General features: G+C 55.0%; 11 protein-coding genes. 3 read left to right on the forward strand and 8 right to left on the reverse strand.

Features of this window, described 5'->3' with window-relative positions; translation table 11 throughout:
• The first annotated feature begins 144 nt into the window (after positions 1-144).
• Genes vfmH through DZE2538_RS00565 form a run of 3 tightly spaced genes read left to right on the forward strand, consistent with a single transcriptional unit; the run spans position 145 to position 3578 of the window.
• Complete coding sequence (gene vfmH / locus DZE2538_RS00555; RefSeq protein WP_023638604.1) at positions 145-1545, forward strand: two-component system response regulator VfmH; 1401 nt, start codon at positions 145-147, stop codon at positions 1543-1545.
• Positions 1538-2857: a two-component system sensor histidine kinase VfmI gene (gene vfmI / locus DZE2538_RS00560; RefSeq protein WP_038915321.1), complete on the forward strand. Its 1320-nt coding sequence runs from the start codon at positions 1538-1540 to the stop codon at positions 2855-2857. The genes vfmH and vfmI overlap by 8 nt, the downstream gene beginning before the upstream one ends.
• The gene (locus tag DZE2538_RS00565) at positions 2826-3578 is read left to right on the forward strand and encodes a 4'-phosphopantetheinyl transferase family protein (RefSeq protein WP_236616984.1); all 753 of its coding nucleotides are present in this window, start codon (positions 2826-2828) and stop codon (positions 3576-3578) included. Before vfmI ends, DZE2538_RS00565 begins: the two co-directional genes overlap by 32 nt.
• A gap of 70 nt (positions 3579-3648) precedes the next feature.
• Here DZE2538_RS00565 and DZE2538_RS00570 read toward each other — a convergent pair whose 3' ends face one another.
• The 8 genes from DZE2538_RS00570 to DZE2538_RS00605 form a co-directional block, all read right to left on the reverse strand.
• Complete coding sequence (locus tag DZE2538_RS00570) at positions 3649-4296, reverse strand: GIN domain-containing protein (RefSeq protein ID WP_038915323.1); 648 nt, start codon at positions 4294-4296, stop codon at positions 3649-3651.
• A 337-nt stretch (positions 4297-4633) separates the two neighbouring features.
• On the reverse strand, positions 4634-5584 hold the full coding sequence (locus DZE2538_RS00575; RefSeq protein ID WP_038915324.1) for a beta-ketoacyl-[acyl-carrier-protein] synthase family protein: 951 nt from the start codon (positions 5582-5584) through the stop codon (positions 4634-4636).
• Positions 5584-6441, reverse strand: coding sequence for a hypothetical protein (locus DZE2538_RS00580; RefSeq protein WP_038912819.1), 858 nt, complete (start codon positions 6439-6441; stop codon positions 5584-5586). Before DZE2538_RS00580 ends, DZE2538_RS00575 begins: the two co-directional genes overlap by 1 nt.
• On the reverse strand, positions 6425-7561 hold the full coding sequence (locus DZE2538_RS00585) for an acyl-CoA dehydrogenase family protein (protein ID WP_038915325.1): 1137 nt from the start codon (positions 7559-7561) through the stop codon (positions 6425-6427). Before DZE2538_RS00585 ends, DZE2538_RS00580 begins: the two co-directional genes overlap by 17 nt.
• Positions 7562-7661: 100 nt before the next feature.
• Positions 7662-8585 (reverse strand): 3-oxoacyl-[acyl-carrier-protein] synthase III C-terminal domain-containing protein, encoded by a 924-nt coding sequence (locus tag DZE2538_RS00590; RefSeq protein ID WP_050568645.1) that lies wholly within the window; start codon positions 8583-8585, stop codon positions 7662-7664.
• A gap of 93 nt (positions 8586-8678) precedes the next feature.
• Positions 8679-9128, reverse strand: coding sequence for a hypothetical protein (locus DZE2538_RS00595; RefSeq protein ID WP_038917077.1), 450 nt, complete (start codon positions 9126-9128; stop codon positions 8679-8681).
• A 64-nt stretch (positions 9129-9192) separates the two neighbouring features.
• On the reverse strand, positions 9193-10326 hold the full coding sequence (locus tag DZE2538_RS00600) for an acyl-CoA dehydrogenase family protein (RefSeq protein ID WP_038912822.1): 1134 nt from the start codon (positions 10324-10326) through the stop codon (positions 9193-9195).
• Positions 10323-10754: a VOC family protein gene (locus tag DZE2538_RS00605; RefSeq protein WP_038915326.1), complete on the reverse strand. Its 432-nt coding sequence runs from the start codon at positions 10752-10754 to the stop codon at positions 10323-10325. Before DZE2538_RS00605 ends, DZE2538_RS00600 begins: the two co-directional genes overlap by 4 nt.
• Between the last annotated feature and the right edge of the window lie 8 nt (positions 10755-10762).

Here is a 10762-nt window from a genome sequence, read left to right on the forward strand (position 1 = left end):
CCGGCTGGCACTCCAGTTTCCCGCAACAGAGCCGTTAATAGTTACCACAGATCGATTATGCTGTAAGGGCATCGCCGCAGGGGTTGCCTGCGGTGGTGACAGTCAGTGTAAATTTCAGTATGAACCAGAGTGATAAGGACCCGTATGGCGGATAAGCAACATATCCTCATTGTTGATGACGACGCACATATTCTGGCCAGCTTGCAGATGTTACTGTCCATGGAAGGGTATCAGGTCACACTGTGTTCTGCCGTTGAGCAAGTGCCCGTTCAGCTATCCCAGCACGATTTCGATTTGATCCTGATGGATATGAACTATCAGCGAGATACCACTTCCGGGCAGGAAGGGCTGGTATTGCTCGACGAGATCAAACGGTATGACGAGTATCTGCCGGTTGTCGCGATGACGGGCTGGGGAAGTGTCGATATTGCCGTCAGCGCCATGCGGGCGGGTGCGGTTGATTTCATCCAGAAACCCTGGGACAACGAGCGGCTGTTGAATGTTATTCGCCAGCAAATCTCTTTTAGCCTCAGCCAGCGTTCTGGTAAGCGGCTGAAAGAAGAAAACAAACTGCTCAAGCTGGAGCTGGAAGACAATTTCAATGGCGAGTGGGTCGTGGAATCCGCGCCAATGAAGCAGTTAATGCGGGTGGTGGAGCAGGTGGCCGCAACCGAGACCAACATCCTGATTCTGGGTGAAAATGGTACAGGCAAAAGTCTGCTGGCCCGGGTGATTCATCAACTGTCTTCACGCCGTGACGAGAACATGGTGTCGGTGAACATGGGGTGTATCAACGAGAACCTGTTCGAAAGCGAGATGTTCGGCCATGTGAAAGGCGCGTTTACCGATGCGCGGGAAAGCCGTGTCGGGCGTTTCGAACTGGCGGATAAAGGGACACTGTTTCTGGATGAGGTAGGTAACCTGCCGCTGACCCAGCAAAGTAAGCTGTTGCGTATTCTTGAGGAGCGGAGCTTTGAACGGGTCGGGTCATCTCGCACACTGAAGACCAATTGCCGGATCATTGCCGCGACTAACGCCGACCTCGGTGCCAGAGTGGTTGAGGGCACGTTCCGACAGGATCTGTATTACCGTCTCAATACCATTGAGCTACGTGTGCCGTCACTGGCGGAACGGCAGCAAGACATCATGCCGCTGGCGTTGAACTTCATTGACCGATATGCCAGAAAATACAATAAGCCGGCGCCGGGACTCAGTTCGTCCGGACAGGCGGCATTATATGGATACCACTGGCCGGGAAATATCCGTGAACTGAGTCACTTGCTGGAACGGGCAGTACTGCTGTGCGGATCGCCACGGCTAAACAGTGACGATATTTTTCCGTCACTCCCCACTGCGCCGCAAAAAATGGTGACAGCGGAGCCGGAGTTCTCTTCCGATGCGACGCTGGCCGATATTGAAGAACGTCTGCTATGCCAGCGTATGGCGAAATTTGACGGCAATGCCATCAAGGCAGCCCGCTCGCTGGGGCTGAGTCGCAGTGCGTTCTACCGACGACTGGAAAAGTACAAAATTAACCATGAGTAAACTCGACTCCTCTTTTGAGCCTCCTCACCTGTTGTCATTCAATGTCGCAGCGATTGCGGGTTTGCTGGGGTATTTTCTGCTATGGCTGTTCCCCGATCAGTCGGTATATCTTAAGGTACTGACGGTATTTATTATTTTTCTTTGCCTGATCTACAGTAGCTTTACGTTTTCCGAACGTCTGAATGGCAAAATTCATGTTGTGTCTAACCTGCTGGAAGCGCTGGAGCAGGAGAATTTCAGCCTGCGCGGTGTGACCAAGGGCAATGGGGGGTTTGATAATCTGATCCGCCAGATTAACCAGCTCTCTGGGGCAATGGCGCGCAGCCGTCAGCAGCAAAAAGAAACCTACTATGTGCTGCATAAGGTGATCTCCAATATCAACATCAGCGTCTTTGCGCTGGATGCTGAGCGTCGCATCATCTGGTGTAACGATGCGGCGGCGGCGTTGATCAACAAACCGTTATCATTACTGGTTGGGCAACCCGCGGCAGAATTTGGCCTGGAAGGGTTGTTGCAGCAACCATCCGATGCTGAGCCTGTTGACTGGCGTTTTCCCGGGACTCGCGGCATGTTCCAGATTCGCCACGATTCCTTTATTGAAGATGGCCGACAAAACCACCTGTTATTTATCAGTGACGTGAGCAAACTGCTGCGTAACGAAGAACAGAAAACCTGGCAGAACCTGCTGCGGGTGATTAGCCATGAGATTAATAACTCGCTGACGCCGATCGCCTCTATCAGCCAGACGTTGTTACAGGTATTCCGTAAGGATAACTCGCACCCATCAGCGCCGGATCTGGTCAATGGGATGGAGATCATCAACAATCGTGCCCGTGAATTGATCACGTTTGTTGGCAGCTATCGTCAGTTAAATCGCCTGCCGCCTGCGAATAAGCAGCCGTGTGATATCGCCGGGTTAATGATGCAAATGACGATGCTATTCCCGCAGCGTAAGCTGGTTTTTGCCGGTGAAGCACCGAAGCAGGTAATGGTTGATGCCAACCAAATGCAGCAGATGTTCATCAACCTGCTAAAAAATGCCGATGAGGCGATGCCGCCGGGGCAGGGAGAAATTGTACTGCGCTGGAAAGCCGTCGCCCGACAGTTGCACATCGAGATTATCGATCAGGGTAAAGGGGTCGCGAATATCGAAAACCTGTTCGTACCGTTTTATACCACCAAGACGCATGGCAGCGGCATTGGTCTGATTTTGTGTCGGCAGATTGTTGAAGGGCATGACGGACACCTGACGTTGGAGAACCGTAAGGATGCAGAAGGCTGTGTCGTCAATATCTTCCTGCCGTTGGGATGACCTGACGGCAAGAACATGGCCGTACCCCCATTGTGTGGTGGTATCGCGAGCGCGAGAACCGGACCCGATGATCGTGATACAAGCGCGTCAGGCTTGTGGTCTCGCTGCTGATGCGCCGTTAACATCGCGTCAACTGGCAGAAGGCATGCTGCGCCTTTTACTGGCCCCGCTATGCCGACAGGAGGCTTCTGCACTGTGTTTTGCGCGCAACCCCTATGGCAAACCGTTCTTACCACAACACCCGGCTATTCAGTTCAATCTATCCCATACCCGTAGCGCTTTCGCGTTTGCTTTTGCGCGTTATAGCCAGGTCGGTGTGGATGTCGAACGTTGTCAGGGGCAGGCGGACCGTAAACGGGCAGTCGCGAAACGCTTTTTTCACCTTGATGAAATCCGCTGGTTGGAATCGCTTGATGACGTGCAATTTTTGTCGGCGTTTACCCGCTTATGGAGTCGTAAAGAAGCCTATATCAAAGCGCTGGGGATGGGGTTACACAAGTCGCTGGAATCATTTAGCTGCCTGACTGACCATCAGGGCGCACTCCAGGTGGTCGATTCCGGAAGTGTGGTCGCGTGCCGATTGAGTGAGGAATGGGTCGAAGGGGAACCTGCCGTCGCACTGAGCTGTTGTCTGTTACCCGATGCATCGACTGACGCGGGTGCATGGCGCTTGCTGTTATTACAAGATGAAACACAACAGGATGAAGCGCGCACCAGATGATAGGGCTACAGGGTGAGATGAGCACCGCATACGTGCAGGCGTAACGAGATGCGGTCGGCTACCTCAGTAGCTAGCAACCATCATGCTCGACCAGACCGGCGATACCATTGCTGGTCTGAACCAGCGTGTCTGGCGCGACCCGTACTCTGGCTCCTGTCGTGATAGTGCCGCTTAACTTCCTTACCTGACATAACCGTGCATCAACACCCATCGCGATATTCACGACGGCTTCTTGTGCCGAAAAGGTCTTTTCATGGGCGTTAAACGAGGCTCCCATCGCCAGCGACAAATCGAGCCGACGCGTTGTCCCTGCGACATTGACCGCTGTTCCCATACTGCCGTTGACCGCGAAGGCATCCGGTGATACTGCACAGGCGGGAATGGACATCGTGACACCAGCCTGCGCTTTAACAACCGTGATCGGCGCGCTGACCGTTATCCTGACGGTCGCGTCATGATCACGCAGAATGCTGTCATCGCTGGCGTGGTTTTCTATGACTAGACTCTGACCCTGGGGGCGGATGACCAGCTTCTCCAGAACATCCTGTCTGGCGCTGGTCTCCACGCGGTATCCATTACCGCAAACCAGTGTGACATTCAGACCACGGCTGACATCCAATGTCGTAAAGGAGGGCACATCCACGTTTTGCTGATTCGTTGGCGAACAGGCCACCGTCAATGGTAGCAGCACCAGCGCGGAACAAAGCAGCGCTTTCATTCCTCTCTCCTTTCCCGTCGCTATCCTTATCTGCCAGCCTGATATCCTTATCAGGAGGGAACCCGCGGCCAGCCAATCCTTGTCTGGCCAATCCGTCCGATGATGCATCCCTGGTACCGGGCGGTGCGGGGCAGTTACGTCCTTGTCTCTTATCGTTGGCAAGCCAACGAAAGCTTTCCCTGAGTGCTATTATGCATAGCAGAATTATCCATTGTTGTCTGAGATTGAGAGTTTCCCTAATAAATACGATTAAATGTTGTTCTAAGCCGTCCCGCTAAAGCCCGGCTAATAACACCGTGCTGACTGAATAGTGCATAGGGTGTCAAACCGAAAGGCATCAACCCGGCGTGCCGGTATAGCTGATCCGACAACTGCCGATCCAGGCTCCCAGACCGACGGACAGCATGACATGTGGCTTGTCGGCGCGGATGGCGGGCAAAGCGGCGTGCAATAACAGCAGCGGGTCGGTGGTGTAGCAATGGCCGATATCCGGCATCAGGCCCAGTGCGATATTTTCCAGCGGGTGGTGGTGACGGCGGGAATAGTTGAGCCAGCTTAACCGATTGACGTTGTGGGGGAGTATAGATAATTGATGCCGTTCTACATCTGGCAGATGGGAAAGGGCACCCCATAGCGCGGTATTGACCATGTCGTCGTGAGCGAGATAAAAAGCCTTCAATGCCTCGTCACTGCCGTACAATCCCTCATGAAATTCTGTCCGTTGCGTCATGAAGACGGGATCCAGTTGTAGCCCGCCAGGTTCTGATTCCAGCAATAATGCGGCGAAAGCATCTCCAGCAAGCGAGCAACCCGGTACATAACGCTCTTGTATCGGGTAGGCGGCAAAGGTATCGCCAGCAATAATCACCACCCGTTCTGCCCGTTGTTGCGATAACAGCCGTTGTGCCAGGTCCAGTGCCCAGAATAGCGTCGCGCAGTTTTGCTGGTCCAGTTCGTAGCAAGGCGCATGTGCATGAATAAAGGGATGTTCTCGGCCAAGCTGCGCCAGCCAGTGGGATTGTTCTGGCGACTGAACCGGCATGCCATGCGCGTAAATCAGTACATCAGCCGGGCGTTCGGGGTGTGCCGACTGGTGTTGTAATTCACTGAGCAGCCGATGGAATACCGACGCCAGCGGTACGCCGTTATCGAGGGCTGCAACGTGTCGAAAGCCGAACAGCTGCGAGAAGACCCGGGCTTCCGATGCGCTGGCACCCGCTGCCTGGATGATGTCGCTGGCACTGAGCCGACGCTCTGGTATCCAGGTAACAAAATGGGTCAGCCGCACTATTCCAATCCTTGCAGAGCGACAGCGCTGAGCATGTCCTGATAGTGAACCAATAGCAGATAATCGCAGCCTGGCTGGTAATTTTCCGCCAACGCGACAAACGGTGCCGCACAGACCAAATGCGGATTGGTGGCGATGCCGTTCATGGATGGCGGTAAGGTCGCCAGCAATAGCGGCTCTGCCACCACGCATAAGCGGTTTCGCTGTAGATCAAAACGCTGGCATAAGGCCGTGACGGTTTGCGGTAATGTTTGCGCACTGGGCTGGGGGTGACGACAGAAGCCCCGATAATGCAGCGCTCGCTCATGACAACAGACGGAAAACAGGCAGGCGTTATTTTCCGGGGCGATCGAGTCGAGCAAATCAGAATGATAGGGCAGGCTGCTTTGGTCGGCGATCAGCAACAGCGAGTCGTGGTTATCTTCACGCTGGCAGTTGGCAATGCTGGAGAGTGCAAACAGCGCCGCATCCGGTCCGCGATCGCTGATAGTCAGCGCCAGACAAGCCGGTAATCCTAGCGATTCAATAACATAGTTAATCACCGAACTGCCAAGGTGCAGGTCTGGCGTCCAGTGTGCCATCAGCACACTATCAATATGCGCCAGGTCGTTTCTAGCCCGGTAAACCGGCAGCAACTGGTTGATCATACTGATGAACGCAGTCATATCGCTGGTTTGGCTACGGTGTTGCACATTGGTCAGCCGTTCATGCCAGTCAAGACCGTTACTGGCGAAAAACCGAGAGGCATAGCTGTGCCAATAGTACTCCTGTGCCGGACTTATCGCCTGTCGCGGCATACTGATGGGCACCGTAAAGCTGCGGTGCAGTATTGACCGTGGGTCAAGATACGTGGGCACAGACGCCTCCCCTGGCGGTATAGCAGCGGAAGCTGTTCATCAGGTGAATATTGGCGGTACCTTCCATGTATTCAAATGCCAGTGCGTCACGACAACGGCGGCGTAACGATGTGTCTTCCAGCCAGGCTTGTTCGCTCAACAGGTGCGGCATACGGTGTGCCACCGTTTCCACGAACAGCGTGCAGTGCCGTTTGAGCTGGCTGGTGGTGTGATAGTGTGATTGACCTGACTGGTAGCGCACGGCGATGTCCGACAATTGCCGACGCAGTAGGTGGTAAGTTCGCCATTGCTGAGCGCGCCAGCGCTGTTGGTCGGCCGTTAAGGGGGCGTTATCCAACACCTGCAGCAACCCGTAGGCGGTGCCGAGCGCCATTGCGCTAACCATCGGGCGGTGGCGTTCAAACACCTGCCCTAGTGCGGCCAACCCTTGATTCAGCCCTTTGCGGTCATGGCCCAGAATGCGGTCCGGTGTGACAGCGAGTCCGTTAATCTCGAGTTCCGTCAGGTTAGAGCCCTGTAATCCGAACTGTTGCAGCGGCGTGATAGTCATATGGGATGCGGCCTGTTCCGGCTCGACCATGACCAGCAGTTGACGGTTATCTTCACGGGCGAAAACCAGCCCGACGGATGCCAACTGCCCGCCACCGATAAATTTCTTGCGGGCAGTCAGTATGTAACCGTTTTCTGTCGGCGTCAGTAGCGAGGCGATCGATTGTGTATCGGAACCGACATCCGGCTCGGTAACAGCAAAAAACGCCCAGCAGGGCGGTTTATTAAAGCGGGAAAAGAAGAACGCCTGTTGCTCCGGCGTACCCAGTGTCGTCACCGCTCGCGCTGACAGCGACGCCCCGGGCAACATCATCAAACCGCTGGCATCAAAGCGGCTCAGGTATTCCAGCATATCGATGTGATCGCTGTAGTGGCAGGCCTGATAGTCCCACTGTCGAAAGGGAATAAATTCGGGTGGGATGCCGATATAGGCGATGGTATAAAGCAGTTCATCCTCGAGACAGGACAGAGCCTGCTGACGATCGGATTCTACCTGACTGGCGGCGTGCCGTAATTTTTCGCCCAGTGCATCCAATTCTTTTAATACATTATTGAACGTAAGCGCTTTCATGAGCTGTCCTGTTAGTCGAGTCGCAAAACATACCATTCGCACGATAACTATGTACCTTATCGGGAATAACGGCGTTGTATTGTCCGGTATTGCAATTAGGTCAAATTTCAATCAGCAGCGAGGAGTAGGTGGCGCCCAACCCGACGCTGACCAGCAATACGGTATCGCCTTTGTGCAGACGTTGTTGCTGCTGCAACTGGTGCAAATTAATAAACGGATCCGCGCCAAAGCAGTGACCATATCGCGGGACATTTTCCAGAAAGATTTTTTCCCGTGGAAAATGCATCAATTGCGCCAGACGATGCCATGACGCAAGGTTGACGTTATGTGGCGCTATCCAGTCGACACGGTCTATGGTGATCCCCGCCTTGTCGAGCGCTGCCTGCAGATGCTGGCGGGTAAAATCCACATAATGTTGCCCAAAATCTGATGTTTCATGTTCATCAGCGCCTTGCTGGATACTGAAGCGGCCATCCTGCCCAGTGTAGCGGCTGAGGATGGCCGGTCCGTTACCGTTACGGGTCAGTAATACTGCACAGGCGGCTTCACCCATCAGCGTCGTGTCTTTGATCAGTTTGACCCTGGGGTGAAACGCTTTCTCGCCGATCAGCATCAGACCAAACGCACCGGGCGAGAGCTGTTTGAGTAACCATTCTGCCGCCGTTAGTGGGGTGGCGCAGTGGCCCATGGTCAGGCTGGCAAACTCGGTCTGGCGTGGGAAGCGCTTCAGCCATGAAGGGGTCAGGCTGGCGGTGTCGAACACCCGTACACAGGGAACGGTATGACAGTGCACTACATGGCTGATGGCGGCGAAAGCCTGCGGCTGGTGGTGTTGTATCTGGTCGACAACCGGCGTCAGTAGATCGTCCAGCGTGCCGGGGCCACCATGAAAACGGCGTAGTCCGTAAAAGCGGTCAAACATGCGGATATCGAGTCGACTCAGGCCGACTTCCTGCGCGACATCCTCCAGCGACTGAATGTTGGGGGGAAATGCGATTTCTATCGCTTCAATGTGTCCCAGCACAAGTACGCTCCTGACAGTGGGCAAGGCGGAAAAGTGTGAGCAGTGGGTCCGACGTCGTGGCAAGGGACATAAGCATGGTCGCGGTGGGTAGCGTTAGCGCGGGTAAAACCGGCAGTAACGATAGGTGACCGGTTGCGCGTCGGCACACGGGCTGACACGACGCAACGGATCGCTCAGGTAGAGTACGGCGCTATCGTGATCCAGCAACGTGCAGGCGAGGCCACGCTCTGCCAGTGTCTGCCCTTGCGCTTTGATCCCCAGACTGCGATGAAAGCCCGGTGCGGCATAAAGCAGGCTTTGCAACTGCGGGGTGCGAAACTGGGGCGGCACGCCATGATACTCATAGAGCAGGACACTGTTGGCATGGCGGGCACAAAAATGGCGGCAGAGCGCGATCACCTCGGCGGCGTGCAGGCCGGATTCCTCACTATGAACCGGCTGATGCAGAAACCAGGGCATATCAGGGTTGGCGTCATTCAGGGCAAACCAGGGTAACAACAAGGCATGCTGTTCAGCGCTAAGCGGTGTGGCGCGCGTCTCCACCGTCAGACTTCCGGCTTCCTGTGCTATCGCGTGGTTGATGGGGGAGATAACGGGAGATTCCACACTATGCCCCCCGATAACCATGATTAATCAAGTGGATGAACGTGGTACCTTCGGTGTACTCAAAGGCCTTCACGTCACGCCAGGCTTTCGCCAGACGAGGATACTCGCCCAACGCGGCAGGTGGCGCATGATGAATCGCGGCCATCACCACGTGCTCGGCCACCCGGGTGGCGGTAATTTTGGCAAGCCCGGCGTCGCGCCCACAGTTTTCGCCTTGTTCAAAACGCTCACAGACCATGCGTACCTGCGCCATAGCGGCCTGCAACTGACGTCGGGCTTTCAGTAACCAGGCGGCACGTGGCGTAGACCAACGCTGTTGCAAGGTGAGATCGAGTACGGAACGGGCTACACCCAGCGCAATAGCACCGACACAAGGGCGTAATGAATCGAACGTTACCATCGCGGAACGGGCAAAACGCTCGGTCGGTTTCAGGTGTTGTCCCAGCAGTGCACTGTCCGGTACGAACACATCACGAAGCCTCAGGTGCGATACGTTGCAGCCGGGTATTCCGTTGATGGGGATACGTTCGGCGAACACGCCATCCTGATGACGTGGTGAAAACGTGAAGACATTAATGCCAAGCGGACCGGATGCGGTACGGGCGAACAATACGCCGGTATCGGCGATGACACCGTTACCAATCAGATACTTCTCGCCGTTGATCAGCCAGCCGCCATCCACCTTGACGGCGCTGGTCTGGATTTGTTGTGCGTCGCTGCCGGCTTCCGGTTCGGTCATGGCAAAACAGCTCCAGGTCAGCTCGCGATTAAACTGGGAGAAGAATGCATCACGCTGTTCCTGGTTGCCCATGTTTTCGACGACCAGCGCCGCCATACCGGGGCCAGGGGCGGCGAATAGCAGGTTCGGATCGATATAACCGAACGATTCATAGGCCTCGCAGCGCAGGGGTAATGGTAACATCCGCAGGGCGTCACCCTGTTCCTCCAGCCAGCTCGTTGGCTGGTAATCAGCGGGGACACCCAGCGTATTAAGCATGGGGGCCAGTGAGTATTGCGCCGTCAGGCGCGCTTTCTCTGGGGCAACGTCGATTTGCCCGCCAAGGTGGCGCCCTTCAGACACGGTGTCTTCAATCAGGCGCTTTAAGGGCAAAAGGAAGCGAGCGTAATCATTCACGCGGTTTCTCCTTGCGCGATCAGGCTGGTACTGCCGGACATGATCTCCATGATGCCTGCCTCCGGTTTGTACAGATGACTGGCCAGCGGTCCTTGTGGGTAGGCATGGAACGGGCGCGTCAGCGCCAGCCAGCCATCTGCACGCAACTGCTGGTATTTCTGGTTGAAGTCATCGACTTCAAAGCAAATGTGGTACGGCAGGCAATCTTTGCGTTCTTTGTCCAGCATGCCACTTAACAGCCGGTTTTCCGGCAGCGGCTCCACCAGTTCTATCTGCATATCCTGACGGGTGGTGTTCATGAAGGTGACGTAAATCTGCTGGGCGCTGACTTTCTTGCGATACACCATGATCTGGGGGAAAAAAGCCGTCATCGCAGCGATAGTCGCGTCACTATCTTTGACGATATATCCAAGATGGCTGAATTTCATGACTTTTC

The organism is Dickeya zeae NCPPB 2538, from assembly GCF_000406165.1.
Classification (GTDB): domain Bacteria; phylum Pseudomonadota; class Gammaproteobacteria; order Enterobacterales; family Enterobacteriaceae; genus Dickeya; species Dickeya zeae.